20 protein-coding genes and 1 tRNA gene are annotated in these 25,876 nt (G+C 73.0%); 11 read left to right on the top strand and 10 right to left on the bottom strand.

The window, feature by feature from the left end; all coding sequences use genetic code 11:
• Positions 1–15 precede the first annotated feature (15 nt).
• Genes BV907_RS15145 through BV907_RS15135 form a run of 3 tightly spaced genes read right to left on the bottom strand, consistent with a single transcriptional unit; the run spans position 16 to position 3,080 of the window.
• Entirely contained in the window at positions 16–1,401 is a 1,386-nt protein-coding gene (locus BV907_RS15145; protein ID WP_077490572.1) for a cystathionine beta-synthase, read from the bottom strand.
• On the bottom strand, positions 1,398–2,618 hold the full coding sequence (locus BV907_RS15140) for a phage tail sheath family protein (RefSeq protein ID WP_077490571.1): 1,221 nt from the start codon (positions 2,616–2,618) through the stop codon (positions 1,398–1,400). The genes BV907_RS15145 and BV907_RS15140 overlap by 4 nt, the downstream gene beginning before the upstream one ends.
• A gap of 39 nt (positions 2,619–2,657) precedes the next feature.
• A complete protein-coding gene (locus BV907_RS15135) occupies positions 2,658–3,080 on the bottom strand; it encodes a VOC family protein (RefSeq protein ID WP_077490570.1) in 423 nt (140 codons plus the stop codon).
• A 213-nt stretch (positions 3,081–3,293) separates the two neighbouring features.
• On the opposite strand from BV907_RS15135, the gene BV907_RS15130 reads away from it, so the two are divergent.
• Entirely contained in the window at positions 3,294–4,259 is a 966-nt protein-coding gene (locus BV907_RS15130) for a DNA-3-methyladenine glycosylase family protein (RefSeq protein WP_425441647.1), read from the top strand.
• Here the strand turns inward: BV907_RS15130 and BV907_RS15125 are convergent, their stop codons facing one another.
• Positions 4,260–7,682 carry a hybrid sensor histidine kinase/response regulator gene (locus BV907_RS15125; RefSeq protein WP_077490569.1) on the bottom strand — a complete coding sequence of 1,141 codons (3,423 nt, stop codon included), beginning with the start codon at positions 7,680–7,682 and terminating at the stop codon, positions 4,260–4,262.
• 167 nt (positions 7,683–7,849) lie between these two features.
• Between BV907_RS15125 and BV907_RS15120 the strand changes: the two genes are divergently transcribed.
• Positions 7,850–8,128, top strand: a complete 279-nt coding sequence (locus BV907_RS15120; protein WP_077490568.1) for a putative quinol monooxygenase — start codon at positions 7,850–7,852, stop codon at positions 8,126–8,128.
• Positions 8,129–8,522: 394 nt separating this feature from the next.
• Here the strand turns inward: BV907_RS15120 and trxA are convergent, their stop codons facing one another.
• Positions 8,523–8,900, bottom strand: a complete 378-nt coding sequence (gene trxA, locus BV907_RS15115) for a thioredoxin (RefSeq protein WP_077490567.1) — start codon at positions 8,898–8,900, stop codon at positions 8,523–8,525.
• 120 nt (positions 8,901–9,020) lie between these two features.
• Here trxA and BV907_RS15110 point away from each other — a divergent pair, with 120 nt between their 5' ends.
• From BV907_RS15110 to BV907_RS15095, 4 genes are all read left to right on the top strand, one after another.
• Complete coding sequence (locus BV907_RS15110; protein WP_077490566.1) at positions 9,021–9,632, top strand: histidine phosphatase family protein; 612 nt, start codon at positions 9,021–9,023, stop codon at positions 9,630–9,632.
• Positions 9,633–9,881: 249 nt separating this feature from the next.
• A complete protein-coding gene (locus BV907_RS15105) occupies positions 9,882–10,220 on the top strand; it encodes a hypothetical protein (RefSeq protein ID WP_077490565.1) in 339 nt (112 codons plus the stop codon).
• 22 nt (positions 10,221–10,242) lie between these two features.
• Positions 10,243–14,679 (top strand): cation-translocating P-type ATPase, encoded by a 4,437-nt coding sequence (locus tag BV907_RS15100; protein WP_077490564.1) that lies wholly within the window; start codon positions 10,243–10,245, stop codon positions 14,677–14,679.
• 102 nt (positions 14,680–14,781) lie between these two features.
• Positions 14,782–15,021 carry a hypothetical protein gene (locus tag BV907_RS15095; protein ID WP_077490563.1) on the top strand — a complete coding sequence of 80 codons (240 nt, stop codon included), beginning with the start codon at positions 14,782–14,784 and terminating at the stop codon, positions 15,019–15,021.
• Between the two features lie 134 nt (positions 15,022–15,155).
• Here the strand turns inward: BV907_RS15095 and BV907_RS15090 are convergent, their stop codons facing one another.
• From BV907_RS15090 to BV907_RS15080, 3 genes are all read right to left on the bottom strand, one after another.
• The gene (locus BV907_RS15090; protein ID WP_077490562.1) at positions 15,156–15,449 is read right to left on the bottom strand and encodes a hypothetical protein; all 294 of its coding nucleotides are present in this window, start codon (positions 15,447–15,449) and stop codon (positions 15,156–15,158) included.
• Between the two features lie 187 nt (positions 15,450–15,636).
• Complete coding sequence (locus tag BV907_RS15085) at positions 15,637–16,080, bottom strand: SRPBCC family protein (RefSeq protein WP_077490561.1); 444 nt, start codon at positions 16,078–16,080, stop codon at positions 15,637–15,639.
• A 93-nt stretch (positions 16,081–16,173) separates the two neighbouring features.
• A complete protein-coding gene (locus tag BV907_RS15080; RefSeq protein WP_077490560.1) occupies positions 16,174–16,956 on the bottom strand; it encodes an HpcH/HpaI aldolase family protein in 783 nt (260 codons plus the stop codon).
• Between the two features lie 258 nt (positions 16,957–17,214).
• On the opposite strand from BV907_RS15080, the gene BV907_RS15075 reads away from it, so the two are divergent.
• Genes BV907_RS15075 through BV907_RS15055 form a run of 5 tightly spaced genes read left to right on the top strand, consistent with a single transcriptional unit; the run spans position 17,215 to position 24,974 of the window.
• Positions 17,215–18,402: an ATP-grasp domain-containing protein gene (locus tag BV907_RS15075; protein WP_217697950.1), complete on the top strand. Its 1,188-nt coding sequence runs from the start codon at positions 17,215–17,217 to the stop codon at positions 18,400–18,402.
• Entirely contained in the window at positions 18,399–20,309 is a 1,911-nt protein-coding gene (locus tag BV907_RS15070) for an IucA/IucC family protein (RefSeq protein ID WP_217697949.1), read from the top strand. The genes BV907_RS15075 and BV907_RS15070 overlap by 4 nt, the downstream gene beginning before the upstream one ends.
• Positions 20,306–21,814 carry an MFS transporter gene (locus tag BV907_RS15065; RefSeq protein ID WP_217697948.1) on the top strand — a complete coding sequence of 503 codons (1,509 nt, stop codon included), beginning with the start codon at positions 20,306–20,308 and terminating at the stop codon, positions 21,812–21,814. The genes BV907_RS15070 and BV907_RS15065 overlap by 4 nt, the downstream gene beginning before the upstream one ends.
• Complete coding sequence (locus BV907_RS15060) at positions 21,811–23,664, top strand: IucA/IucC family protein (protein WP_077490556.1); 1,854 nt, start codon at positions 21,811–21,813, stop codon at positions 23,662–23,664. Before BV907_RS15065 ends, BV907_RS15060 begins: the two co-directional genes overlap by 4 nt.
• Positions 23,661–24,974, top strand: a complete 1,314-nt coding sequence (locus BV907_RS15055; protein ID WP_245828011.1) for a type III PLP-dependent enzyme — start codon at positions 23,661–23,663, stop codon at positions 24,972–24,974. Before BV907_RS15060 ends, BV907_RS15055 begins: the two co-directional genes overlap by 4 nt.
• Positions 24,975–25,193: 219 nt before the next feature.
• Here the strand turns inward: BV907_RS15055 and BV907_RS15050 are convergent.
• Together BV907_RS15050 and BV907_RS19700 are read right to left on the bottom strand one after the other, a co-directional pair.
• A tRNA-Tyr gene (locus BV907_RS15050) sits at positions 25,194–25,275 on the bottom strand.
• Between the two features lie 120 nt (positions 25,276–25,395).
• Positions 25,396–25,773 carry a hypothetical protein gene (locus tag BV907_RS19700; RefSeq protein ID WP_342745564.1) on the bottom strand — a complete coding sequence of 126 codons (378 nt, stop codon included), beginning with the start codon at positions 25,771–25,773 and terminating at the stop codon, positions 25,396–25,398.
• Positions 25,774–25,876 lie beyond the last annotated feature (103 nt).

The following is a 25,876-nucleotide window of genomic DNA, read 5'->3' as shown; positions in this document are numbered from 1 at the left end:
GTTCGTCACTCGTGCTTACTTGTTCAGGTTGGCCAGGAGGTCGTGGCGGGTCAGGATCCCGATCGGGGCGCCGACGAAGGTGACCATGACGGCGTCCTCCTCGCTGAGCATCTTCAACAGGGAGGCCTGCCCCTCGAGCGAGCCGATCACGGGCAGGCGCTCGCCCATGTGCTCGCCGATCTTGTCCGTGAGCTTGACTTCCCCGCGGAACAGCTTCGCCGAGAGCGTGCGCTCGTCGACGGCGCCGAGCACCTCGCCCATGACAACGGGCGGCTCGGCGGAGAGCACGGGGATGTGGCTCACCCCGTACTCCGTCATGATGTCGATGACCTCGCGCACGGACTCGTTCGGGTGCGTGTGGACGAGGTCCGGCATGCGGCCGTCCTTGCCCTGGAGCAGTTCCCCGACGGTCCTCTCGGACCCGCTCGGCAGGAAGCCGTAGGAGCGCATCCAGTCGTCGTTGAAGATCTTGGCGAGGTAGCCGCGCCCGGAGTCCGGGAGGATGACGACGACGACCGCGTCCTCGGGCAGGTCCCTCGCCGCGCGCAGGGCCGCCACGACCGCCATGCCGGAGGAGCCGCCGACGAGGAGGCCCTCCTCCCGCGCGAGCCGGCGGGTCATCGCGAACGAGTCGGCGTCGCTCACGGCGAGCACCTCGTCCGGGACGCTCTTGTCGTAGTTCGCCGGCCACATGTCCTCGCCGACGCCCTCGACGAAGTAGGGCCGGCCCGTGCCGCCCGAGTACACCGAGCCCTCGGGATCGGCGCCGATCACCCTCACGCGCCCGCCCTCGGACGCGGGCCTGTCCTTCGAGGCCTCCTTGAGGAAGCGGCCCGTGCCCGTGATGGTCCCGCCGGTCCCGGCGCCGATGACGACGTGCGTCACCTTGCCGTCCGTGTCCTCCCAGATCTCGGGGCCGGTCGTCTCGTAGTGGCTCGCGGGGGCGCCCGGGTTGGAGAACTGGTCGGGCTTGAAGGCGCCGGGGATCTCCTTCACAAGGCGGTCCGAGACGCCGTAGTAGGACTGCGGCGAGTCCGGGGCCACGGCCGAGGGGGTCACGACGACCTCCGCGCCGTAGGCCGCGAGGACGGCGCGCTTCTCCTCGCCCACCTTGTCCGGGACCACGAAGATGCAGTTGTAGCCCTTCTGCTGCCCGACGAGGGCCAGCCCGACGCCGGTGTTGCCGCTCGTGGGCTCGACGATCGTGCCGCCGGGCGCCAGCCGGCCGTCCGCCTCCGCCTGCTCGATCATCCGCAGCGCGATGCGGTCCTTGATGGACCCGCCGGGGTTGAGGTACTCGAGCTTGACGAGCACCGTTGCCTTGATCCCCTCGGTGACCTTGTTCAGCCTGACGAGGGGAGTTCGGCCGATGAGCTCGACGACGGAGTTGGCATACTTCACGCCCCAACTCTAGCCGCTGGCGGCGTGGTAGCGGCTGCATCCGCGGTCGCGACGGGCACCCTCAGGAGGGAGAATTCCCCCGCCCGCTGGACCGCGAGGCCGATCAGCACGACGGCCGTCCCTGCGGCGTGTTCCTCCCGCGAAGCCGTGTCCTCGCCGCAGCGCACGAAGTAGCTCACGTCGGGGGTCCAGCCGGGGAACGCCCCGTCCCGCCATAGGGCCTGCACGTACTCCTCGACCGTCGCCCGGAGGGCCTCCCAGAGCCGGCGACCGTTCGGCTCGGAAGCGGCCCAGGCCGTCCCGCGGCCCACGTCCTGGAGCACCGCGAGCGCCGTGCGGCGGACGGCGATGTACCGCCACTCCGCCGAGCCGGCCGCCGTCGTGCGTGCCCCCCAGACGACCGGGCCCGAGCCCGTGAAGGTGCGCAGGGGGCAGATCCCGTAGCCGTTGAGCATGGTCGAGGCGTCGGCTCCGACGGCCACCTCGGGCTCGCAGCCGGCGAGCCGCGCGTCGAGCCCCGCCGGCGACTTCCACGGCCCGCGCGCCGCGTCCGTCCGGGCGATGACCCCCGCGACGGCGCCCGACGGCGGGACTCCCCGCACGCCGTCGGCCCGCCGGACGCGCGGGAAGTACAGCGCCGCGTCCGGGGAGGCGTGCGCGAGCGCCGGGTGCGCGGGGTCGACCTCGGCGACCGAACCCCACCCGGCGGGCGGGTCGAGCACCATGAGCGCGCGCCGGGCCGCGCACCACGCGAGGGCCTCGGGGAGGAGGCCCTGGTAGTCCACGTCCCCGAAGGACTCCCCCGGAGGGGCCGGGAGGTAGGGCGGGATCACGAGGAGGTCGACGTCGTCGACGCCGGCCGGCCCCGTGTCGAGCGCATACAGGCCCGTCCCGGTGGCACGCCGCTCGCCGCCGACGAAGTCCGCGGTCGCCGCGGCCTCGCCGTGGGCTCCGGCGGCGGGACCTTGCCCGGTCTGACCGCGGCGCGGGACGCGGACGACCATCGCCTCTGACCCTCCGTTGGCGAAGAAGCCGCGCACGGCGGCGGCCAGCGCCGCCTCTGGGGCGTCCAGCGCCTCGGAGCCGTCCGCCGCGCCGAAGACCTCCTCGAACCGGTCCCACGAGCCGACGTGCACGGGCTCGTCCGCGGGCCCGTGCGGTGCGCGCCCCACGAACGCCGTCGAGGACGGCGCCGAGCGCGCGATCTCGGGGGCCATGCCCGTTCCGCCGTCCGCCGTTCCGCCAGAGCCCCTGCCTCAGCCCTGGGCTGGGGGCTGGGAGGACTGCCCTGGGTTGGGTCCGGCGTTCTGCCAGAGCCCCATGACATTGCCCTCGGTGTCCTTGAAGTACGCCGCGAAGCCCATGTCCCCGACGGGGATCTTGGGCGTGACGGTGCTCCCGCCGAGCTGCTCGACGCGGGCCAGTGCCGCGTCGATGTCCGCGACGTCGACCGTGATGACGGGCGTCGTCGGGAAGTCCGCGCCGCGCGTGAACATCCCGCCGTTGATGGCACCCGGCTCGGTGGGCGCGCCCGTCTCGTCGCTGGGCGTCGTGCCGACCATCGTGTAGTCCATCTCGGGCACCGGGATGAGGTTCCAGCCGAAGGCCTCGGTGTAGAAGGTGCGCGCGCGTTCCTTGTCGTCCGCGGGGATCTCGAAGTGCACGACTTTTCCGGACATGGCCATCCTTCCGCGGAGGGAACGGGCGCGTGACGCGCGCCACAGTGGGATTGTTTCGGCGCGCGTCGCCCGCGTCAAGGGAACCCGGGGCGAAGGAGCGATCGCTCCGCGAGTCCTGTCGGCAGTCCGTGGCACGATGATGCCGTGACCATCGCTCCCGTCTCCTCCCCTGGCTGGCACCGCGGCCGGCCCCTCCAGGGCCAGCGGGCTCACGTGCGCGGGCGCGACCATGGGCACGGGCAGCACGGGCCCGACGCTGGGCAATCCTGGGACGCCCCAGACCACTACTCGCTGGCCGCGACCTGGTTCCCCCTCCAGCGCGGCGACGGCGACCCGTGCTTCGCCCGCGCCGCCGGGGGCCTGTGGGCCGCCTTCCGCACGCCGGAGGGCACGGCGTCGCTCCTCGTGACGCACGACGGCGCGCGGCTGAGGGCGCGCGCGTGGGGCGAGGGCGCGGCGTCGGCCGTCGAGGGGGCGCCGCGCATGCTGGGCCTCACCGACGACTGGTCCGCGTTCGACGACGAGGCCTACCTCGCGACGCTCCCCCCGCTCGTGCGCGAGGCGAGGCGGCGGCACCCGGCCCTGAGGCTCCCCGCGACGGGGCGGATCGTGGAGGCGCTCGTGCCCACGGTCCTCGAGCAGAAGGTCACGACGCTGGAGGCACGGCGCGCGTACCGCTGCCTCGTCCGCCGGCACGGGACACCGGCCCCGGGAGCGGGGACGGTGGCACCGGCCGGGCTCATGGTCGCCCCGGACGCCGCCGGCTGGCTGGGGATCCCGTCCTGGGAGTGGCACCGCGCGGGCGTCGGGCCGCAGCGCTCGGCGACGGTCATGCGGGCGCTGCGCTCGGCGTCGGCCCTCGAGCGGCTCGCGGCGCGCCCGGCGGAGGAGGCCTCCACCGCGCTCCAGACGATTCCCGGCATCGGCGTGTGGACCGCAGCCGAGGTCACCCAGCGCACGCACGCGGACCCCGACTCGATCTCGGTCGGCGACTACCACCTCGCGAAGTTCGTCGGCTACGCGCTCACCGGCGAGCGGACGGATGACGCCGGCATGCTGCGCCTGCTCGAGCCGTGGCGGGGCCACCGGCAGCGAGTCGTGCGGCTGCTCGGCGCCTCCGGCGTCCGGGCGCCGAGGTTCGGGCCCCGCATAACGGTCCAGGACCACCGCTGGCACTAGCTAGTGCTCGGAGGAGAGGGTCCGGCGGAGGGATTCGTTCACGCGGTCGAGTTCGGCCTCGAGCTCGTCGAGCAGGAGAGGTTCGACCCCGATGCCCTGGCGCCCTCTCTGCTCGAGCTTGCGGCAGAGCTCGGCGGCTCGAGTGGCTCCGATGTTCCCGGCGGAGCCTTTGAGCTTGTGGACGGCCCTCTGAAGCTGGTCGCTGCCGTCGCCCGGCGGGATCCGGCGCAGCTCCTCAAGGCTTGCGGCGGCCTCGCGCTGGAAGGCTTCCGACGTCGCCTCCAGGACGCCGGGTCCGAGTGATCGCAGGAGGTCGAGCCTGTCCTTGTCGAGGGCCTCTCTGGGGCCCCCTGCGTTCGCGAGCAGTGGCTCCGCCTCGGGCGCCGAGGCGGGAGGGCGGGAGTTCGTCCAGCGGCTCAGGACGGCCCCGAGCCGGGCGATGTCCACCGGCTTGGCCAGGTAGTCGTCCATTCCGGCGGCCAGGCAGCGTTCCCTGTCCTCGTCCAGGGCTCCGGCCGTCATGGCGATGATCGGCAGGGTTGCGTCCCTTCCGCCGCGGGCGCGGATAGTCCGGGTGGCGGTGAAGCCGTCCATGACGGGCATGTGGCAGTCCATGAGCACCGCCGCATAGTCGCCCCGTTGGGTGGCGTCCACCGCGGCTGCTCCGTCGTCGACCATGTCGACCTCGTAGCCGAGCCGTTCAGCAATGCCCCTGGCGACCAGCTGGTTGACCTGGTTGTCCTCCACCACGAGGACCCTGCCGAGGCGGGGCGGATGCGGCGGTGCCGGTTCCGGCGTGGGCGGCCGTTCGGCGCCGGCGTGGTCGGCCGCTCCGGAGCCAGGTGCCGGAAATCCGGGCCCGGGCGCGGGGTGGAGGAGGCGCGTGAGGCGGTCGTAGAGCTCTGCGCTGCGCACGGGCTTGGCCAGCCATTCGCGCACTCCTGCCGCCATGAGTTCGTTCCCGGCCGGTGGGGTCCCTGAGGTGAGGAGGATGACGGGGGCGGAGGCCAGGTCCGGGTCCTCGGCGATGGCGCGGGCGAGTTGGAGCCCGTTCGTTCCGGGCATGAGGAAGTCCAGGACGGCCAGATGGAAGGGCCTGCCCTGGGCCGCGGCCGCGCGGAGACGGTCCAGTGCGGCGGCCGCATTGGGCGCCGTCTCCGGTTCCGCGTGCCATGCTACGAGCTGGTGTTCGAGGACGAGCCGGTTCGTGGTGTTGTCGTCCACCACGAGGATGCGCGCCCCCGCAGGGGGCTGCCCGCCGGGCTCGGCCGCGGGTTCCTCGGCCTCGACGGTCGGCGTCGGAGCGGTGCACCAGAACACGGATCCTTCTCCGGGCTGGCTGGTCACCCCGACCTGCCCTCCCATGGCCTCGGTGAGGCGCCGGCAGATGGCCAGGCCGAGGCCGGTGCCGCCGTACCGGCGTGTGGTGGAGGCGTCGGCCTGGGCGAAGGCGTCGAAGATCACCTCCTGCTGCTCAGGCGCGATGCCGATCCCGGTGTCGCGCACCTCAAAGCGCAGCATCTGGTCCCCGTCGCGGCCCTGAACCGTGGCCAGGACCTCCACTTCCCCCTCTTGGGTGAACTTGACCGCGTTCGAGACGAGATTGAGCAGGACCTGGCGCAGGGACCTGGCGTCGCCGAGCAGCTGGGCGGGCACCTCCGGGGCGCAGTGGGCGATCAGCTCGAGGCCCTTGCCCTGGGCCTCCTCGGCGAGCAGGCCAGCGACCTCGTCGAGGAGGCCGCGAGGGTCGAACGCGGCGAATTCGAGCTCGACCTTGCCCGCTTCGAGCTTGGAGAAGTCCAGGATGTCGTTGATCAGCGCCAGCAGGGCCTCCCCCGCCGCGCTGACGCCTTCGGCGTATTGCCGCTGGACGTCGTCCAGGGGTGTGCGCAGCAGCAGGGAGGTCAGGCCGATGACGCCGTTCATGGGGGTGCGGATCTCGTGGCTCATGGTGGCCATGAACTCCGATTTGACCCGGCTGGACTCCAGCGCGGCCTCACGGGCGGCGAGCAGCTCGGCCTGGGCGCGGCGCCGTTCAGTGATGTCCTGAGCGATGGTGGCCATTCCGTGGATGTCGTTGTCGCCACGGACCGGGAAGGCCGTGACCGCGACCGGCACGAGCTGCCGGTCGCGGCGACGATGCTCCGTCTCGTACGTGCGGGTCTGCCCGTCCCGGACCGCGTCGGTGTTCGCCTCCTCGACCGCGCGCAGATGGGGTGGCACGAGGAAGGAGCTGTGCCTGCCGAGGGCCTCCTCCGCGGAGTAGCCGTACACCCGCTCCGCGCCGGGATTCCAGCTGGTGATGATCCCGTTGGCGGTCTTCCCCACGATGGCCTCGGCCGAGGAGTTCACGATCGCGGCCAGGCCCTCCAGCTCCGCGGTGCGCTGCGCCACCTTGGCCTCGAGGCCCCGGGTGAGAGTGACGTTCTCGAAGACGATCAGGATCTGGCGGGCTATCACCAGGAGCAGGAGGATCACGCCTATGGCCACCAGGAAACTCCTGTCCCCGGTCAGGGGGGTCGAGGAGTTGAATGCCGTCGCACGGACGAGCACAACGCCCAGCACCGGCACATAGGGCAGCAGCTCCAAGGCCAGGGCGTAGGCCACGTGGTCCTCCTTCGGCGCTGCCCTTCCGGTGACCGCGGCGCTGAGGGCGATCAGCAGGTAGGCGGCCATCCAGCCTCCTACCACCGGGCTCCCCATGAGCCCGGTGACGCCGTCGAAGGTGAGCCTGACGTAGATGCTGTCCGTCACCGTGAGGACGAGGAGCCCCGCGCCGAGGAAGATCCAGGGAAGGCGGCGCCCGGGTGGCTGGCGCATGGACAGGACGAGCACGAAGGAGGCGACGATGATGTCGACCACCGGGAACGCCAGTCCGGTGAGGCGGCTGAGCAGGTCTTCGTTCTCCGCGTTGTAGAGAGGTCCGAGGACGGTGAACCAGCTGATGTAGAGCACGCCGGACGCGATCACCGCCGCGTCCAGCAGGGTCCGTGCCAGCCCCGTGCGGGAGCCCCGTGAGCGGGGGAAGGACAGCAGGCCGATGACCGCCGGGATCGAATAGCCGGCATAGCAGGCATCCGCCACTGTGGGAAACGGGTAATTGTGGTCTAGGGTGAGCCCGTAGCCGGTCCAGATGGCCTGCCCCGCAGACCACACCAGCACCGCCACGGTCATCCAGCCCCACCCCCGGGCCTGGGCGTCACGTCTCGCCGCGGCGCGGGCACAGCAGCCCGCGGCGGCCAGCGAGGCCACGAGCGGCCCGATGTCGCCTATCGTCTGGCTCGAGTCCGAGCCGGGATCCATGATCACGACAGCCATCACTGCCAGGAGCGCCAGGACGCCGGCCGCGATCCCCCAGGCCAGCCTCTTCCCCTGTGTCTGCGTCCCGTGGTCCCCAGCCATCACCCCGTGGTCCCCAGCCATCACCGCCGCCCTCCCGGACTGCCCCAAACGGTCCTTCCCGCCGTGATCTTACGAGCCCGACGGCCCGAGGGGACCGGGGTGGTGCGGTTTCTCCCAGAAAGCTGCGCCATTCCTGAGAGAAGGGCATCACGCCACGGAGAGGGATGGCCTTCGCTAGGCTGATGCCCATGACCGAACCCGTGCGTCTGACGACGACCTTCATCCCCAACGAGGGCGAGTTCTTCCGCGTGAAGCTGGCCCTGGACATCGCGATAGAGGAGGTCCAGCGCGAACCGGGCTGCCTCCAGTACGAGATCACCGAGGAATCCGAGGAGCGGATCGTGCTGTCGGAGCAGTGGGCGAGCGAGGAGGACCTCGACCGGCACACGAAGGGCATCGCGCTGCAGGACCTCAACGAATCGCTCAGCGCGCTGCTTGCCGAGCCGGCCACGTGGGACCGCGTCTAATACGGGAGTAGAAGCCGACCTCATGCGGATTTCGGGTACAGCGACGGCCGACGCCTGTGCACCCGAAATCCGATTTCCGCGTCCAGATCTGTACCAGAAATGCCTCCCGTCGGGAGAGACGGAGGCCTCCTGCGAGACAGGTGCGAACAGGACCGGCCTCGCGGCCTAGGAACGTGAGACCCGGCGACTCCTCGCGATACCGGTCCCGACAGCACCGGTATCGCGGCCAAAGGCCGGTCTCGCGGACAAGGGTCGTGCAAGCCTCCCAGCTCCGGTCCGGGCCGGCGTGCCTCACGCACGACGGGCCCCCACGCACGACGGCGCCGCTCCCCTGCGCGGGGAGCGGCGCCGTCGTCTGGCGGACCGTGCGGCGTGGGCGCGGCCCGCAGGGACGTCAGTTCTGCGGGCCCTTGGCCTGGGCCTCGGCGACCTTCCGGTGCACGTCCTCCATGTCGAGGTCCTTCACCGCCGTGATGACCTGCTCGAGGGCCGCCGCCGGGAGGGCGCCGGGCTGCGAGAAGACCAGGACCTTCTCGCGGAACGCCATGAGGGTCGGGATCGACGTGATGTTGGCCTGGGCGGCGAGGAACTGCTCGGCCTCCGTGTCGACCTTGGCGAAGACAACATCCGGGTGCTTCTCGGACGCAGCCTCGTACGTCGGCGCGAACTGGCGGCACGGGCCGCACCACTCCGCCCAGAAGTCGACAAGGACGATGTCGTTGGTCTCGATGGTCTCGGCGAACTGCTCGCCCGTGATGTTCTGCGTGGCCATGCCCGCTCCTCACTGTTGATTGCGGTTCCTGATTTTCAACGCACTGTGCTGCCGGATCATTCCCCGCACCGGCACGCCTTCACACCGCCGCTCTACCATGGGCCCATCTACCATTGGCCCATGAGGCTCCTGCTCATCCGGCACGGCCAGACGCCGTCGAACCTCGTTCGCGCGCTCGACACGGCCGTGCCCGGGCCCGGGCTCACGGGGCTCGGGGCGCAGCAGGCGCAGGCGCTCGTCGGGGCGCTCGAGGACGAGCCCCTCGGCGCCGTGTTCGCTTCGACCCAGCTGCGCGCGAGGCTCACGGCGGCGCCGCTCGCCGCGGCACGGGGCCTCGAGGTCGCGGTCCGAGACGGCCTGCGCGAGATCGCGGCGGGGCGGCTCGAGATGTGCGCCGACGAGGCCTCGATCCTCGAGTACCACGGCATCTTCGACGGCTGGCTCCGCGGTCGGCTCGACGCGTGCGTCGATGGCGGCGAGGACGGGCACCGCGCCTATGCGCGGTTCAACGCGGTCGTCGAGGAGGCGGAGTACCTCGCCGACGGCATCCCCGCGGTCGCGATGGTGAGCCACGCCGCCATGATCCGAGCGTGGTGCGGGCACCACGCACTCAACGTCGACGCAGACTTCATCGCCGGGCGCATCCTGTCCAACACTGGGATCGTCGCCCTCGAGGGCTCGTCGGCCCGGGGCTGGACAGTCGAGACGTGGGAGGGCGAGCGGATCGAGTGAGACGCGGGACCTTGGACCTATCCCACACTGCGGATTGGGAAGATCTCAGACAAAGCGCAAGGGCCAACGACAGGGCTCGGGCATCTGATAGCGCTCATCGCTGTACACACGGGGGTCGACGCGACAAAGAAGTCCGCCTCCGACTCTAGACCCGCCGGGCTCTGGTCGGGCGCCACCGGCAGTCCTACCATCGAGCCATCCGTTCGCATCGTCTCGGCGCCCAGTCGCGGGCGCCTGGAGGAGGGCACCATGGCAACGACGAGTCAGGGCAAGCAGCCGGCCGAAGAGGCTCCCCAGGAGCCGCCCCAAAAGAGCGGGCAGTTTCCGGAGACGGTGACCATCACCCTGCCATCGCTGGCGGACCTACCGCCGTTGCCCCCGGTCCAGATCGAGGCCAAGCGACTGGCTTGGTGGGGCGGGCTGGCAGTCCTCGGTATGGCCGGGATCGTGGAATGGCCAGTGGTTTTCGCGGTGGGCGCCGGCAGTTACGTGGCGGAGCGTTTCGCCAAGGACTCGATGCGCAAGGCCGCCTCCGCGTCGGCCTCCGGGCAGCGGCCCGCCGCTCCTCCGAATACCGCCCAGAAGTAACCGCTCCTGCTGGAGACCCGTCGTGTCGCTGCTCGGTGCAGCGCTGCAGGCGCTTGTCGAACCCTCGAGGCAGCTGGGACTTCCCTCGCTGCCCCGGCGCCTGCTCGACGTCATCGTCCCCGCGCAGGTCAACGGGAGACCGGCGTGGGCCGCTGACGGGCGGGCGGTGATTTCCGCCCGTGGACTGCACCTGCCAGAGAGCGTCGGGTTCATCCGCGAGCTGGAGGACACGCTCGAGGCGCACGAGGCGGTTGTCTGGGCCCGGGTTAACGCGCCTCTCGGACGGATCATCGTCGGTCTTGACGGCGAGGCGTGCCCGCTGGCGGAGCTCGTCGAGGTCGTCGACGAGATCGAGCGCCGGCACTTCAGCGAGTCCGCGCCGCCGCACGCCGAGGGGGATGCCCCCCTCGACGCGATGCCAGCCGAGCGCGCCGGGCTGGAGCTCGTGGCAGGACTGGCCGGAATCGCCTCCGCCGTAGCCGCCCGCGCGCTCGGTGCCAGGCCCGTGGGACCTGAGCTGGCCGCAGCCATCTCGATGGTGGACAGCACGCCCCGCCTGCGAGGCTTTGCCGAGCGGGCGCTCGGGGCGTCGACGGCGGACGCAGTCCTCGCGATCCTCACTGCGGCCGTTCAGGCTCTTGCCCAGGGATTCCTCGGACTGGCCGTCGACCTTGCCCAGAGGGGACTGATCCTCGCGGAGGCCCGCTCGGAGTCGCTCGCTTGGCAGGCTGCTCGCTCCCGATATCTGTCCACGGCAGCCTCCAGCGCCGCCGGACCGCTGGCAGTAGAGCGTCCTCAGGAGCTCGAGCAGGGTCCCGTGGAGCGCTGGGCAGACACGGCCGGAGTGCTTGGCCTCTCCACCTTCGGTGTGGCCCTGCCTGCAACCGGCAACGGCTGGCATGCGGCAGGCATAGCCCTTTCAGCGGTCCCGAAACCCGGGCGTACCGGGAGGGAGGCGTTCGCCGCCCAGCTGGGACGGATCGTGTCCCGCAGGGGCGGAGTAGTCCTGGATCCCGGCGTGCTGCGACAGCTGGACAGGATCCGCACCGTCGTCGTCGACGGCTCCGTGCTGGCCACGGGACGGTACCTCTTGGGGACAGTGCTGCCACTCGCCAGCGCGGACCGGGAGGACGTCGCCGAACGGATCTACGCCCTGTTCGACGGTGCCGAGCCCGAAGGCATCCGGACCGACGGCGAGTGGTCCCTCGGGCCGGCCCAGGATCTCCAGGTCACCGGGCCGCGGGGCGTGCGCGAAGTGCGTCGCCTGGTCCCCGAGTCCCGGACGCCAGTCCTTGGCCTGGCCAAGCGGTCGCGGCTGATGGCGGTCGCCAGCGTGGTGCCCCAGCCGCATTCCCACCTCCAGGCTATTTCCGAGGCCAGCCGAGCCAGCGGCCGCCGGCTCGTTGTCTTCGGCGGGGCCGAGAACGGATTGACCGGGGAGCAGACGCCCCCGGGCGAGACGCTCTGGGGCGCGGTGCGGCGCCTCCAGGCCGAGGGCGGTGGCGTGCTGCTCCTGTCGCGAGATCGCCAGGCTCTGGCGAATGCCGATGTGGGGCTCGGGGTCGACGACGACGACGAGCCGCCACCGTGGGGCGCCGACATCCTGGTTCCCCCGGATCTGTCGGTGGCGGCCCTGCTCATCGAGTCCTGTGCCGCGGCGGCCAGCGTCAGCACCCAGAGTGTGGCAGTCTCCCGAGCCGGGGCGGTGATCGGCGGCCTGGCGGCGGGCCTCAACCGACAGACGGGGAGCGCCTCGCGCTCGATGCTGGCAGTGAATGTGGCCGCAGCCCTCTCCCTGCTGCTGGGTGTCCGGGCCGCCGTTCGCCTCGACCGCCGCCCCCGGCCTCCGGCAGCCCAGCATGTCCCCTGGCATGCCATGCCGGTCGAGACAGTCTTGGAGCAGCTGGAGACGGCACCGGAGGGGCTCGACCCCGAGGAGGCGAGCCTGCGTCAAGGCCGGACCGACCATGCCGTCCCCCAGCGTGTGTCCTTCACCGGGGCCGTCATCGAGGAGCTCGACAACCCGCTCACGCCCATCCTGGGGTTCGGGACCGCCATCTCTGTGGTCCTCGGCGGCCTGATCGACGCCGCACTGATCGCTGGCGTCACCCTCCTCAGCGCAGTGCTCGGAGGCGGCCAGCGGCAGCACACGGATCAAGCCCTGCGGGAACTGCTCGCCCAGTCCGTCGTCGTCGCCCGCATTCACCGGAACGGCGAGGAGATGGTCGTCCCCTCCCACGACCTCGTCCCAGGCGACATCGTGCATGTGGCGGCTGGGGACGTGGTGCCGGCTGACTGCCGGATCATCGAGGCCTTCGACGTCGAGGTGGACGAATCCTCGCTCACCGGAGAGCCGTTCCCCGTGGCCAAAGGCAGGGGCCCGGTCATCGCCGACACTCCCGCCGAACGCACCTCGATGCTCTACGAGGGGACCACCATCGCTGCGGGCCGCGCGCATGCTGCCGTGGTGGCGACAGGATCCTCCACAGAGGCCGGGCAAGGCGCGGCCGCGGCCGGAGCCCAGCCGCAGACCGGCGGTGTCGAGCGCCGGCTCGCGGCGATCACTGACGTCACGCTCCCGATCACCCTCGCCTCCGCCGGAACCCTCGTCGTGTCCGGCATGGCCCGCGGATTCGGTCTCCGGGAGACGGCCGGGGCGGGCGTCAGCCTTGCCGTGGCCGCCGTGCCCGAGGGCCTTCCCTTCCTCGTGACGGCCGCGCAGCTTGCCTCGGCGCGGCGGCTGTCCGCGCAGGGAACGCTCGTGCGGAACCCCCGCACCATAGAGGCCCTGGGACGAGTGGACGTCCTCTGCTTCGACAAGACGGGGACGCTGACGGAGGGACGCATCCGCCTCGGCGCAGTGTGCGGCGAGGACGGGGGTCCTGTGGACCTCGGCTCGCTCGACCGCTCGCGGCGCGCCGTCCTGGGCGCAGGCCTGCGCGCCACGCCAGAGAAGAGGGGGGACCGGAAGCTGGAGCACTTCACCGATCGGGCCGTTGCCAAAGGCGCTCGCAGAGCCGACGTGGACCGGAAGGAGTCGGCACCGGGATGGGAGGCCTCAGGGGTCCTTCCCTTCGAGCCCGCCCGCGGCTATCACGCGGCCCTCGGTTACAGCCCCGGCGAGAGAATCCTCAGCGTCAAGGGGGCCCCCGAGATCCTCATCCCCCTCTGCTCCCATTCCCTCCGCGGCGCACGGCGCCTTCCCTTAGACGCCCGGGACCGGCACCGGTTGGCCCGGCGCATGGACCGGCTGGCGCATGACGGCTACCGCGTGCTGGCGGTGGCGGAGCGCCGCGACCCACGGCACGAGGGCGCGGAACACGCACCACTGACGGACGAGGACGTCCGGGCGCTGACCTTCCTCGGCTTCCTAGCCCTCACCGATCCCGTCAGGGACGCTGCCGCCCAATCCATCGAGGCCCTGCAGGGGGCAGGGGTCCGCGTGCTCATGATCACCGGAGATCATCCCGGCACAGCCACCGCCGTCGCCCGCCGCCTGAGCCTGCCCAACGGGTCCCAAGTGATCACCGGGGCTGAGCTCGATCGGCTCGACGACCGTGAGCTGGAGGAGAAACTTCCCCACGTGGCGGTCGTGGCCCGTGGCACCCCCGCGCACAAGCTGCGCGTCGTCAAGGCCTTCCAGCGCCTCGGACGCACGGTGGCCATGACGGGCGACGGCGCCAACGACGCCCCCGCTATCCGGCTGGCCGACGTCGGCATCGCCCTCGGGTCGCGCAGCTCTCCCGCGGCTCGGGCCGCAGCCGATCTCGTGGTCACCGACGACCAACTGGAGACCATCACCTCGGCACTCGTCGAAGGCCGCTCGCTGTGGGGCTCCGTCCGGGAGGCCCTCGGCATCATGGTCGGCGGGAACCTGGGCGAGGTCGCCTTCACGGTCGTGGGGTCCTTGCTCAGGGGGCTGTCGCCCCTGGGAACGCGGCAGCTTCTGCTCGTGAACCTGCTGACCGATCTTGCCCCTGCCCTGGCCATTGCCCTGAGGCCGCCCCGCGCCGCCTCGATCGGACAGCTGCTGTCCGAGGGGCCGGAGCGGTCGTTGGGTTCTGCTCTGACCCACGAGATCAGCCGCCGCGCCGTCGTCACTGCGACGGGAGCCGCCGCGGCGTGGGCTGCTGCCGCGGCATGCGGACTCGGGGCGGCGGCCGCGCAGACAGTGGCACTCGCAGGGCTGGTGGGCTCCCAGCTGGCCCAGACCCTCTTTTCGGGGACTCCGAGCCGTGGAGTCGTGGGCGCGGCACTGGGCTCGGCGGCGGCGCTGTTCGCCGTCATCCAACAGCCCGCGCTCAGCGTGTTCTTCGGATCCACGCCGCTGCCGTTGCTGGGCTGGATCATCGCGGGCGCGGCGTGCCTGGGAGCAGTGGTGCTCGCCTGGATCCTGTCGGAGAGCGGGGTGCCGCTGCGCGATGCGCTCCTGCGGAGAACGTCGTTCGGGCGTCGTTAATCTTCCGGCAATCCGGCCTCGTTAATCTCGCGGCGCAAGACACGATCGGGGAGCCGCGCCTGAGGCGCGCCGGAGCTCCCCCGCCAGACGAGGAAAGACATCATGAACGAACTGGCCGAAGCCCTGTCCTCGGGACCACTCCACATCCACTTCGAGGGGTTCGGCACGATCAGCCTGCCATCTCTGGAAACTCTGGCCTTCGTCGGCGGCGCCGCCCTTCTGGCGGCGATGGGTCTCATCGGGTGGCCTCTCGCCGCGATCGTTGTCCTGGCGCGCCTGCTGGCGGCCAGCCGCCATGCAATCCTGCGCGGTCTCGGACAGGCCCTCGCCCTGACGCGGTAGGCCCGCGGGTGTACCCGCGGGCCTAGAGGAACTCTCGCACCAGTGCAGGCACTGGAGTGCCTGGCGTTGTCTAGATCTTGCATGGGGCGTCGGAGCGAATCGTCCGACGGCGAGGGGCCGTCCTTGGGGGGCGGCTACTTCCGGGCTGAACGCGCGAAGCGCTCGGCGACGTAGCTGGAGACCCCGACCGCGGCGACGACCGGCCACTCCAGAATGCCGACGGCGCCTGCCACTGCCAGGCCTCCGAACCACACCAGATGCTTGGGTTCGAACGTCTCGCCCACAGCGGCGGGCATCGAGCGCATGGAGGGAATGGTGATCGTGTAGCCGGTGCGTGCTGGCCGCTCTTCCGTCGTCTCCTTGTCAGCGTCGGCCGTCTTGGCAGCCTGACTTGTCGTTGCTGTTTCCTTGGTTTGTGTGGTGGCCATGTCCTCCTCCTACGTTCTTCGTGCGAGGAATATGGCGCGGGGTTCCCGTGCAATTAATCGTACGTTCAGTGAGCATTCACCGGGAGGATCGGCCACCCCCTGGAAGATGAACTTTTGGGGTCTGAGCCGCGGAAACGAACGCTGCCCTGCGGGCCGTCGGCCGACGCTGACAATTCCCGTCCCGGCGTTATCCGCGGGCCTCTAGCCGCTCTTTCAGCCGCCTGTAGCTCGCCGGGGCACCCCGCGCTGCCAGCTCACGTACGGCGGGCACGAACGCCTTGCCGAAGCCCTCACCCTCGAAATCGAGCTCGAACGTCACCCGGGACCGTGCGCCGCCGTCGAGCGGTTCGACGTCGATGCTCGCGTGAGGCCGGATCGGGCCGTCGACGCCTTGCGCGGCGAACCGATGGGACGGCTCGACCTCCGTGATCTCCTGGGTCATCGTGTACTCGTCGGGGCCGATCCGGCGGGTGGTCGTGAACCGCGACCCCACCTCCCCGCCGCCCGCACCCTCGAAGTGCACCTCGAGGACGTCAGGCTGCCACTCTGGGAAGTGAAGCGGGTCGCTCGCATACGCAAAGACCTCATCTGGCGGACGGTCGATTTCTATGGTGTTCGTGAGTGCCGACATGGTTCCTCCTTCTCCTCCATCGTCCCTTCCTCCCACCGAATTCGACCCTGAAAGTATGGATCCTTGAGCGAGCCCTTGACGACGTCGAAGCGGTCAGTTCAGCCCGGCGGGCGCCGCCTCGGCGATGCGGCGCTGGGCGCGGAGGGCCCCGGCCGCGAGGTCCCGGTCCTCGCCAAGGGAGAACGCCCGCACGCCGGCCGCGCGCCACCGCTCGATCGATTCGGCGCTGCGGGCGATCGGGCAGAAGGGAATGCCCGCGGCGGAGCAGGCGTCCGCCAGGCGGGCGACGGCGTCGAGCACGGCCGGGTGGCGGACCTGCCACGGCACGCCGTAGGACTGCGAGAGGTCCCCGGGGCCCGGCATGACCATGTCGACGCCGGGCACGGCCAGGATCTCGTCGATCGCGGCGACGCCGTCGGCGTCCTCGACGAGGGCCACGACCATGACCTCGGCGTTGGCGCGGCGGATGTACTCCTCGGGCGGGATCGCGCCGAAGCCGGCGGGGCGGCCGCCGTTGAGCGACCGCTCGCCCTCGGGGTGGTACCGGGCAGCGCGCACGGCCGCGGCGGCGTCGGAGGCCGAGCGGACATGCGGCACGACGATCCCGAGCGCGCCGGCGTCGAGAGCTCGCAGCACGGCGCCGGGGTCGCCCTCGGGCACGCGGACGAACGGCGTGAGCCCCACGGCCTCGGCGGCGCGGACGAGGTTCTCGAGCTTCTCGGGGTCCACGAGCGCGTGCTCCGTGTCCAAGATCACAAAGTCATACCCAGCGCAGCCGATCATCTCGACGATCTGTGGCATGGGCAGCGAGCAGAAGAGCCCGAAGGCCTCGCCGCCGACGGCGAGCTGGGCCTTGACGGCGTTGGGCTTGAGCATCCTTGGGGTCCTCTCGGCAGCGGTCTCGGGCCGGCCCGCGCCGCCCTCGGCGCGCACCGCAAGGTCACTTGTAATACGCAAGCCTTTTGTGAGCAAATTGGTCGCGGGCGGGGTCGGGCAGCTTGACGTGGGGCACGGGAAGTGATTTAGGTTAGCCTCGCCTAACTTCCCGAGGGGCCGCTGCGCGCGGCCCTGCCGACCCCCGCTGGAGCCCGGCCTGTGACTCTGTACCTGACCGCCCTGAATCCCACTGACTCCGTGACCCACGGCCTGCTGCCGGCCGCGGCGCGGCTGGCCCGGCCCGTCGTCGTCCTCACCGACGACCCCGAGGCCCACGCCGCCGCCTACGCGCGGCTCGACGCCGGGCTGCGCCCCGCCGTCGAGCGCGCCGAGGTGCGCGACGCCGGCGCCGTCGCCGCACGCGTCGAGGCCCTCGCCGCGCGGCACGGCGCTCCCGCGGCCCTGCTGAGCAACAGCGACCACCTGCAGACCCCCACCGCGCTCGCGGCCGAACTGCTCGGCCTCCCCGGCAAGGACTGGCGGGCCACGCTGCGGTGCAAGAACAAGTCCCTCACGCGCAGCGCGCTCGCCGCCGCCGGGCTCGACACCGTCGCCAGCGTCGAGATCGGCCCGGACGACGACGCCGTCGAGGCCGCCGGGGGGCTGCCGTTCCCCGCCGTCGTCAAGCCGCGCGAGGGGGTCGCGAGCGAGGACGTCGTGCTCGTCGCCGACCTCGGCGAGCTCGTGGCCCGGGTCGCGGACATCCGCGAGCGCCGGCCCGGCGCCGTGCTCGTCGCCGAGGAGTACCTCGCCGGCCCGCTGCACACCTACGAGACCCTCGGGGACGGAACCGAGCTGCGGCACGTGAGCTCGTGGCGCACGACCCTCGGCGAGCCGCCCTACTTCACCGAGTCCCGCCGCGACTGGGTCGGGGCGCTGCCGGCCGCCGTCGAGGAGCACCTCCGGGCACAGCTCGCCGCGCTCGGCGTGGGCTTCGGCGCGTGCCACACGGAGTTCGTCGTCCAGGCTGACCGGGCCCGGATCATCGAGGTGAACTACCGGCTCATCGGCGACACGATGGACCTCATCTGCTCCGAGCTGCTCGGCGCGGATCTGTTCGAGGCGCTCCTGCGCGTGCACCTCGGCGAGCCGCTGCCCACCCACGTGCCCACGGCCGCTGCCGTGGACCGCCACGTGCACATCCGCTACCTCACCGCCGAGGCGCCCGGGACCCTCGCCGAATCCCCGGAGCCGCAGACGGCGAAGCTGCCCGGCGGCGTCATGCTCGGCCACCGCCGCCTGCGCGAGCCCGGCGTCACGGCGCCCCTGCACGGGACGAACCGGGACTACCTCTCCGTCGTGCACGCGATCGCGCCCACGGCCGAGGGTGCGTCTGGCGCCGTCGAGGACTTCGTCGCGGCCAACCGCTGGGTGGTCAGCGCGTGAGCGCCGCTGCACCAGGTGCAACCGCCGCCCCTGCCCCCGCGTCCGCCGCCCCGGGTGCGACGGCCGCCGCCGGGGGCGCTGCGCCCGCCGCCGGCCCCGGTTCGCAGGAGGCGCTCATGCTGCGCGTCCTCGACGCCCTGCTCCGCGAGGACCACCTCGGGATCCAGTCCCGGGGCGTCCTCCGCACACGGCCCCAGGGCCTGCCCGCCTCCGGGGACCGCCGCGCGTGGAACGGCCCCTGGTGGTCCGCTCCCCTGCCCGACGGCCGGGCGCTCCACCTCCCCGTGCAGCCGGACGGGTTCCTCGCGCCCTGGCGGCTCGCCGCCGCCTTCGTCGCCGTCGAGGGCCCGGGCGCGCGGCTCTCCGTCGAGGACACCCTTGACGGCGTCCTCGCCGCGCTCGCCCCCGCAGTGGACCCCGCCGAGGATCCCGAGGCCGCGGCCGGATGGGGGGCGTTCACGGAGGAATGCCGGCAGACGTCCGCCGTCGTGCGCCTGCACGACGACGCCGCGCCGCGCCTCTACGGGCGCCTCGCCGGCGGGCCCTCCGGCGGGCTCTCCGGCGGGCCCTCCAGCAATGCAGCGCGCGGCTGCGCGGGGCTCCTGCCCCTCGAGGCCGCCGCGGCGCTGCGCGACCATCCCGTGCACCCGACCGGCCGCTGCCGGTGGGGGCTGTCCGAGGACGAGATCCGCGCCTACGCCCCCGAGTACGCGCCCGAGTTCCGGCTCCGCTGGGCCGTCCTGCCGCGCACCGACGTCCGCCTCTCGGCGGCCCTCGGCACGGGCCTGCCCGCGTGGTGGCCCGCCCCGACCCAGCTCGGCCTTCCGGCCGGAGCGGACGAGGAGCTCGTTGCGCTCCCGGTCCACCCGCTCACCGCCGCGCGCGGCGAGGTGCCGTGCCTCGACGCGCCGGGACCCGCCGTCGTGCCCACCCTCTCGACCCGGACCGTCGCGCTCGTGGATGACCCGCGCGTCCACCTCAAGCTCCCGCTGCCGACGGCGACGCTAGGCAGCCGCAATCGGCGCACCATCAAGCCCGGCTCGCTCGCCGGGGGCGAGGTGTTCGAGTCGCTGCTTCGCGAGGTCCTGGCCCGCGAGCCCGTGCTGGCATCGCGCGTCCTGCTCGCCGACGAGACCCGGTGGGCGGACAGCGGGAGCGACCTGCACGCCGTGCTCGTGCGCGAGTTCCCGCGCGGCCTCGAGCGGGACCGGCTCGCCCCCCTCGCGGCACTCCCGGCCCCCGCCCCCGGCGGCGAGGCCACGGTCCTGGACCTGCTCGCCGCCGAGGCAGGCCTCGCCCCCGTCGCGTGGTTCGACGCCTACGTGGGCGTGCTCCTGGACTGGCACGTCGCGCTGTGGCTGCGCTACGGGATCGCGCTCGAGGCGCACCAGCAGAACATCACCGTCGCCCAGGGCCCGGCGGGCGTGCGGCTCGTGTACAAGGACAACGACAGCGGGCGCATCGACCTCGCCCGGCTCTCGGCGGCCCTCGGCCGGCCGGTGCCCGCGGGCATCTTCGCGGACCCGCGCATCGCCGTGCAGGATCCGGCCGAGCTCGCCGACATGGTCACAACCATCACGCTGCACCTGTGCGTCGGCGCGATCGCAGACGGGCTCGCGGCCGGTGACGCCGGCCTGCGGGCTTCCCTGTTCGCGCTCGCCCGGACCCGGCTGGAGGAGGCCGCGGAGCGCTGGGTCGACCCGCACGACGCCGGCTCGGTCGCCGCCGTGCGGATGCTGCGGGAGCGGATCCTCGACGCCGAGGCGCTTCCGGTCAAGGGCATGGTCACCGCCGGGACGCTCCTGCCCAAGGAGCGCCTGGGCTGCACCGACGTCAACAAGTATTACCTGCGCACCGGGCCGAACTGGCTCCGCAGGGAGTCCGGAGGCCGGGGAGCCCGGTCGTGAGCGCACAGGCCCCCGGCACGGTGGCGCCCGGCACAGCAGCCCCCGGCACGGTAGCGCCCGGAACTGTGGCGCCCGGCACCGTAGCGCCCGGCGCCCTGCGCCGCCGCCACGTCGCCACCGTCGCCGCGGCCCACTGCGCCTCGGCCTTCGCCGCACTGGGCCTGCCGCCGTACCTCTCCCGGCTCCTGCCCGAGCTCGGGGACCCCAGCGCGGCGTGGGCAGGCCTCCTGTACGTCCTGCCCACGCTGTGCACGGCGCTCGCCGCGCCCATGTGGGGGGGCCTCGCGGACCGGTACGGGCCCAAGCCGCTCCTCGTGCGGGCCCAGCTCGGGCTCGCGGTGGCGTTCGGGCTCGCGGCCTGCGCGCAGGACGTCGGCACCCTCGCCCTCGCGCTGGCACTGCAGGGCCTGCTCGGCGGGACGTACGCGGCGAGCACCGCTTACCTTGGCGGCGGCCTCGCAGGCGACCGCCTGGCCGGGGCCCTCGCGCTCATGCAGGGCTCGGCCCGCACAGCGCTCGTCGTGGCGCCGCTCCTCGCGGGTGTGCTCTCGACGGTGCTCGACGTCCGGGCCATGTACGGACTCGCGGCGCTCCTGCCCCTCGCGGCGGCCGGGGCCACGCTCGTGCTCGCCCCGCCGGGGACGGGCGCCGCACGTGCAGAGGCCACCTCGCCCGCGGCGGGAACCGCGCCAGCGCCAGGCGCCGCGGCGGCGGGAACCGCGCCAGCGCCAGACGCCGCGGCGGCGGCGGGAACCGCGCCAGCGCCAGGCGCCGCGGCGCCCGCCGCCCCCGAGCGCCCCGCGACGATCACCGTGTGGGGCCTGTGCCTCGCGGAGGCCGGCTTCGTGCTCGTGACGGTCGCGACCTACCCGTACTTCGTCCCGCTCGCGTCCCAGCTCGTCCCGGGACTGCCGCCCGCCGCGGCCGGGGCGCTCTTCGCGGCCCCCCACGTGTGCTACCTCGCCGCCGCGTGGGGCATGCTCCGGCTCCTGCGCGGCCGGGCACGGCTCGGCCTGACGCTCGGGTACGCGTTCGCCGCGGCCTCGGCGGCGGCGCACCTCGTGCCCGTCGCGGTCCCGGCCCTGGTCCCTGCCTGGGCCGCCGCCCTCGGCTCAGGGCTCAGCCCCCTTCTGACGGCAGGTGCGGCACCCGCGGTGTGGCTCGCCGTCGGCCGCCTCCTGCTCGGCGCGGCCCTCGCGTTCGGCCTCCCGGCCCTCTCCCTCCTCGGCAGCGAGGCCGCGGCGGGCCGAAAGACGGGCCGGCTCTTCGGCCGCGTCGAATCCGGCTCGAAGGCCGGCGCCGTCCTCGCGGGGGCCTCCGCCTCGGGCGCCATGGCCGCTGGCGCCCTCGGGCTCGGCGCCGCCGCACCCCTCGTCCTGCCCGTCCTCGCGGGGGCGGCCCTCGCGGCTGCCGCCCCGCGGTTCACCGCGCCCCGCCCCGCACTGCGCCCCGATGTCCGCCAGCACCAGACCCCCGTCCCGACCCTCGAACGGAGCTCCCCGTGACTGCTTCACTCCTCGCCACCGGACGCGTCCTCGACGCCGACACCGCGTCCGCCCATACCCTGCTCGGCTGCCTCGTCCGCGAGACCGCCGGCCCCGACGGCCAGACCGCGCTCGACGCCGGGCATCTCCTCGTGCGCCTCCCGCACCTCGGCGAGCTCGTCAGGGCCCGCGTCCTGCGGGTCTCCCCCGTCGCGGCCCACCGCTTCACGGGCCCCGTCCAGCTGTACCGCAGTGGCGAAGAGCGTGGCGGGGAGTGGGAGGACCTCGGGCTCGACGCGCTCGCGCGCCTCGTCGGCGCCGAGCTCACGGCCCGCACGGGCGTCCCGAACGAGGAGTTCGCCGCGCAGGCCGCCGCAAGCCGCGACAGCCTTGCCGACATCCTCGCCACCCGCCCCGCCGAGCGGACTGAGACGTCCGGGATGTCCGGGACGCCGCTGGAGGGCGCCCCGGCCCTCTTCGTCGACTCGGAACAGGGCCTCATCGCCGGCCACCCGCGGCATCCCGCGCCCAAGTGGCGCTCGGGGGACCGTGCCCAGTGGCGGCGGTTCTCGCCGGAGGCCCGGACGGCGTTCCCGCTGCACTGGCTCGCCGCGCGTGCAGAGCACATCGTGGAGCACGCCGCCGACGGCCCCGCCGTCGACGGCCCCTCAGGCAGTACCCCGACCCCGGGCTTCGACGGGCACGCCGCGACCGCTCGGCTCCTCGGGGAGTCCGCGGCCCGCGTGCCGGCGGGCTGGAAGGCCGTCCCGGTGCACCCGTGGCAGTTCGAGCTCCTGCGCTCGGACCCGCGCCTCGGCCCCGTCCTCGAGGCGGCCCTCGCGGACGGCGTCCTGCTCGACCTCGGCGAGGTGGGCCTGCCGCTGCACCCGACGGCGAGCGTGCGCACGCTCTACCAGCCGGAGGCGGACGTCTTCCTCAAGACCAGCCTGAGCGTGCGGATCACCAACTGCCTCCGCAAGAACGCCGAGTACGAGCTCTCCGGCGCCGTCGCCCTCACCGAGTTGCTCGAGGCCCCGCTCGCCGAGGTCTCCTCGCGGCACGCGGGCTTCGCCGTCCTGCCCGAGCCGGCCGCGCGCAGCGTCGCGCTGCCCGAGGGCTATGGCACCGCCGAGGACCGGCACGCGCTGCTCGAGGGGCTCGGCTCGATCGTGCGCACGGGCATCGCCCCGCACTACGACGGCGACGAGCGCGTGCACCTCGCGGCGAGCCTCGCCGCCCTGCCCGACTGCATCCCCGCCGGGACCCGCCTTGCCGAGCTCATGGAGCTCAACGGCCCGGCCGTCCCCGCCGCCTGGGCCCGCGAATGGTGGGGCCGCTACCTCGGCCTGCTCGTGCCGCCGGTCCTGCGGCTCTGGGCCGTGCACGGGATTGTCCTCGAGCCGCACCTGCAGAACATCCTCGTCGTCCTGGGCGAGGACTCCCTCCCCGTGCGGGTCCTGGCCCGCGACCTCGAGGGCACCAAGCTCCTGACCCACCGGCACGCCGATGCCCTCGCCGGCCTGCCAGCCCAGATCGCCGAGAACGCCGGCTACGACGAGGAACGCGGCTGGAACCGCATCGCCTACTGCCTCTTCGTGAACCACCTCGCCGAGATGGCCGGGGCCCTCGCGGACCTTGTCCCCGGCGAGCCGGCCTTCGAGGCGGAGCTGTGGGACGCCCTCGGCGAGGCCGTCGCCGAGGCCAGCGCCGAGCTCGGCGAGCCGGCCCGCCTGCGGGCCCTCCTCGCCGGCGTCCCGCTCCCGGCCAAGACCAACCTCATGGTCCGCTGGCAGCGCCGCGCCGACCGCTTCGCCGGCTACGTCCCCTTCCCCAACCCCTTCGGCCGCGCCGTCCCCCAGGAGATCCGATGACCGCCCTCTCCACGCCCACCGCACCAGTCCCCGCCGTGCCCGCCGCCGCGCCGCTGGCGATGTCCGGCCGCGCCGCCGCCGTCGTGCCCGCCGGCACCCCGCTGACCGCCGCCGTCGAGACCGCGGTCCGTGAGCACGCCCACGACGGCGCCCTGCCCGCCTACGTGTACGACCTCGCCCACCTGCGCGCCCACCTCGTGCGCATCCGCGCGGCGCTCGTGGGGACCGGCGTCGAGCTCCTCCATGCGGTCAAGGCCAATCCGGACGCGGCGATCCTCGCGACTGTGGTCCGGCACGTCGACGGGCTCGAGGTGGCCAGCGGCGGCGAGCTCTCGCACGTCCGGGCCGTCGCCCCCGGGGTGCCGCTCGCGTTCGGCGGCCCGGGGAAGACCGACGGCGAACTGGCCGCCGCCGTCGCGGCCGGCGTCGACCGCTTCCATGTCGAGAGCCTGACCGAGCTGCGGCGTCTCGACGCGACCGCCCGTGCCGCCGGCGCGCGGGCCGACGTGCTGCTGCGCGTCAACATCCCGGCGGCGGGGCCTGCGTCGCCGGGGTCCGGCGCCATGGCAGGACCGGCCCTCACCATGGGTGGCGCGCCGAGCCCCTTCGGCATGGACCCGGCCGAGGCGGACGCCGCTGCGCGCGAGCTGCCCCGGCTCCCCGGCGTCGAGGTCCTCGGCGTTCACGCGCACCTCGCGAGCGGCCTCGGGCCCGAGCAGTGCGCGGCGCAGGCAGAGGGGATCGCCGCGTGGGCGGCAGGGTTCGCGGCGCGGCACGGGATCTCCCTGCGCGAGGTCAACGTGGGCGGCGGGATGGACGTCGACTACGGCGCGCCCGCGCGGACCTTCGACTGGGAGGGCTACGGCGCCCGGATCGGCCGGGTCGCCGCCGCCCACCCCGGCGTGACGCTGCGGATCGAGCCGGGGCGGGCGGTGTCCGCATACTCGGGCTGGTACGCGAGCCGTGTCCTGGACGTCAAGCGCAGCCACGGCGAGTGGTTCGCCGTGTGCTCGGGCGGCACGCACCACCTGCGCACGCCCGCGGCGAAGGGTCACAGCCAGCCGCTCGCCGTCCTCCGCGAGGACCGCTGGGAGGCGCCGTGGGAGCGCCCGGCGTCCGACGGCGGGCCAGTCACCTTCGTGGGGCAGCTCTGCACGCCCAAGGACGTCCTGGCCCGGCAGGTCCCGGTCCCTCAGGTGCGGGCGGGCGACCTCGTGGTCTTCGCCATGGCCGGGGCGTACGCGCACAACATCAGCCACACCGGGTTCCTCATGCACCCGGACCCGGCGATCGTGCACGTGGGCGGCTGAGGGCCTGGCTGGCTGACCGCCGGGGCCCGGTTCCTTGTCTGGAACCGGGCCCCGGCCGCGATGTGTACGTCCGCCCGGGAAGCTGCCCCCCGTTTCGGAGAATGCCCCACGGAACGGCGGGGTGCATTTTCCGAAGCACGGGGCACTTCCGAATCGGCGGCTCGGACGGGAAAACGAAGAACGCCCCCGGCCCGAAGACCGAGAGCGTTCTCTCGAAAGTGGCAGATGAGGGATTCGAACCCCCGTAGGCAATGCCAGCTGATTTACAGTCAGCCCCCTTTGGCCGCTCGGGTAATCTGCCAGAGCGCAGCCCCACAGAGACCGGACCCAGTGGCCGGTGTTCCGCGGTGCGAGCAAGACAACCTTACAGAACAATCCGCCACAAATCGAATCGGGCTGAAGGGCCCCCGCCAGCGCCCCCTCAGGCCGCCGACGACGGCGGTGCGGCGACGGCGTTCGGCTCCCCGTCGCCGTCGTCCGGGTCCTCGCCGTCGTCGTCCGCGAGGATCTCCCGGGCGAGCTGGGCCTCGAGGAAGGCCGCCTGTTCCTCCGTGATCTGGTGGAGGGCGACGGCCCGCTGCAGGTCCTCGTGGACGCCGTCGAGGCGCGCGGACGGGGCAGGCGCCGGCGACATCACGACCCCCGCCGCGAGAGTGGCCGCCGCGACGACGCCGCCCGCGGCGGCGACAACCCCTCCGGCGGCGGCCCCGAGGCTGCCCGCGGCCGCGACGACCATCGACCGACCCGTCCGGTAGGCGCGCCCCTGCGGGCCAGGCTCGTTCGCGGGCGTTCCAGCCACGGATCCTCCTTCGTCGGTTCGTCCACCGGATCCAACGCTGCCACCGGCGGATTCGAGCCCGCTGGGGTTTGGCTATGAGTGAACTGTGGAACGGGCCGCCGGC

The sequence above is a fragment of the Sinomonas mesophila genome, assembly GCF_001999765.1.
Classification (GTDB): Bacteria; Actinomycetota; Actinomycetes; order Actinomycetales; family Micrococcaceae; genus Sinomonas; species Sinomonas mesophila.
Note: the sequence above shows the minus strand (reverse complement) of the source record. Positions and strands in the feature narration are given on the sequence as shown.

Coding starts and splice junctions, on each gene's coding strand:
- BV907_RS15140 (WP_077490571.1), bottom strand. CDS start 2,618: ATGGCCCCCGAGATCGCGCGCTCGGCGCCGTCCTCGACGGCGTTCGTG.
- BV907_RS15135 (WP_077490570.1), bottom strand. CDS start 3,080: ATGTCCGGAAAAGTCGTGCACTTCGAGATCCCCGCGGACGACAAGGAA.
- BV907_RS15125 (WP_077490569.1), bottom strand. CDS start 7,682: ATGGCTGGGGACCACGGGGTGATGGCTGGGGACCACGGGACGCAGACA.
- BV907_RS15120 (WP_077490568.1), top strand. CDS start 7,850: ATGACCGAACCCGTGCGTCTGACGACGACCTTCATCCCCAACGAGGGC.
- trxA (WP_077490567.1), bottom strand. CDS start 8,900: ATGGCCACGCAGAACATCACGGGCGAGCAGTTCGCCGAGACCATCGAG.
- BV907_RS15110 (WP_077490566.1), top strand. CDS start 9,021: ATGAGGCTCCTGCTCATCCGGCACGGCCAGACGCCGTCGAACCTCGTT.
- BV907_RS15105 (WP_077490565.1), top strand. CDS start 9,882: ATGGCAACGACGAGTCAGGGCAAGCAGCCGGCCGAAGAGGCTCCCCAG.
- BV907_RS15095 (WP_077490563.1), top strand. CDS start 14,782: ATGAACGAACTGGCCGAAGCCCTGTCCTCGGGACCACTCCACATCCAC.
- BV907_RS15090 (WP_077490562.1), bottom strand. CDS start 15,449: ATGGCCACCACACAAACCAAGGAAACAGCAACGACAAGTCAGGCTGCC.
- BV907_RS15085 (WP_077490561.1), bottom strand. CDS start 16,080: ATGTCGGCACTCACGAACACCATAGAAATCGACCGTCCGCCAGATGAG.
- BV907_RS15080 (WP_077490560.1), bottom strand. CDS start 16,956: ATGCTCAAGCCCAACGCCGTCAAGGCCCAGCTCGCCGTCGGCGGCGAG.
- BV907_RS15055 (WP_245828011.1), top strand. CDS start 23,661: ATGACCGCCCTCTCCACGCCCACCGCACCAGTCCCCGCCGTGCCCGCC.